Annotated in this window: 1 protein-coding gene and 1 pseudogene (1 of these 2 cut by a window edge); both read left to right on the forward strand. The window is 66.6% G+C overall.

The features are described 5' to 3' along the window. The coding region (locus QZV94_RS21260; protein ID WP_293681635.1) for a FlgD immunoglobulin-like domain containing protein at nt 1–438 on the forward strand (438 nt) is incomplete at its 5' end. 58 nt (nt 439–496) lie between these two features. Further along, nucleotides 497–1,417 (forward strand): annotated as a pseudogene (locus QZV94_RS21265) (flagellar hook protein FlgE); it runs 464 nt beyond the window's last position.

Consider the following 1,417-nt stretch of genomic DNA (forward strand, 5'->3'; position numbering starts at 1 on the left):
AACTACCACTTCGACCGCGCCGAAGATGACGTGAAGCTCGAGATCATCAACGAGAAGGGCGCTGTCGTCCGCTCGATCGCGCCCACCGACAACAAGGCCGGGGACCACACCTTCGTGTGGGACGGCAAGGGCCAGGCCGGCACGGCGCAGGCCGACGGGACTTACACCCTGCGGGTCACCGCCAAGGACAGCCAGGGCTCGACCGTGACCTCGCAGATCTTCGCCGACGGCCTCGTCACCGGCGTCGAGCAGAAGGACGGCGCGACGCTGCTCACCATCAACGGGGCCAAAGTCCCCTGGGACAAGATCCTCAGCATCCGCCAGCCGGCGGCGCCGACGACGACCGCTTCCACCGGAACAGCATCGACCACCGGCTCAAGCGACAGCAACACCCCCAACAGCACAGGCGACAAAACGTCGTCTCCAGCGGCGGCCTGACGGCCGACCCCAGTCGCAGCACGCGACGACCCCCGCTTCAGGAGAACGGAACGAAGTCATGTCCATCAATTCAGCCTTGCTCGCCGGCGTTTCCGGCCTGGTCGCCAACTCTTCGGCGCTGGCCGCGATCTCCGACAACATCGCCAACGTCAACACCGTCGCCTACAAGCGCAACGAAGTCAGCTTCGCCAACGTGGTGACCTCGCAGGCGGTGGCCGGCCGGTATTCCGCCGGCGGCGTCCAGGGCATCAACAAGCAGTACGTCAGCCAGCAGGGCCTGGTGCAAGCCTCGGGCTCTTCCACCGACCTCGCCATCTCCGGCGACGGCTTCTTCGTGGTGTCGAGCAAAGGCGCAGGCCTGACGGCGGCGGATCCTCGCAGCTTCACCCGCGCCGGATCGTTCTCGGTCGATTCCGACGGCTTCCTTGTCAACAAGTCGAACTTCTACCTCCAGGGCTGGCCCGCGCTTCCGACCGGCGGTTTCGACGTCAACCCGTCGGACCTGTCGAAGATGGGGGCTATCAACGTCAAGAACCTGGGCGCAGCGGTCACGGCCACCACTGAGACCGCGATCAGCGCCAACCTCGACAAGAGCGGCGTCGTTTCCGCCGGCGAGGCGGCCTATGTCGCCACCACCGCGGCCTCGATGGCCGACTACGCCGCCAACCCGGCGACCGGCACCCGTCCCGACTTCGTGGTCGAGATGAACGTGGTCGACTCCACCGGCGGCTCCCGCAAGCTGGCGATGGCCTTCCTGAAGGACGACGCGGCCAACCCGAACCAATGGCATGCCGAAATCTATTCCATCCCGGTGACAGACGTGACCTCGGGCGGCGCCTTCCGGCCCGGCCAGTTGGCCCAGGGCAACGTGACGTTCAACCAGGACGGAACGATCGACCTGGCCAACACCACCCTGTTCGGCGTGGCTGGCACGGCGCCGACCTTGACGCTCGACGCCTCGAGCGGCGCTGCGCCGAAG

Origin of the sequence: uncultured Phenylobacterium sp. (genome assembly GCF_902826855.1) — a bacterium.
GTDB lineage: Bacteria > Pseudomonadota > Alphaproteobacteria > Caulobacterales > Caulobacteraceae > Phenylobacterium.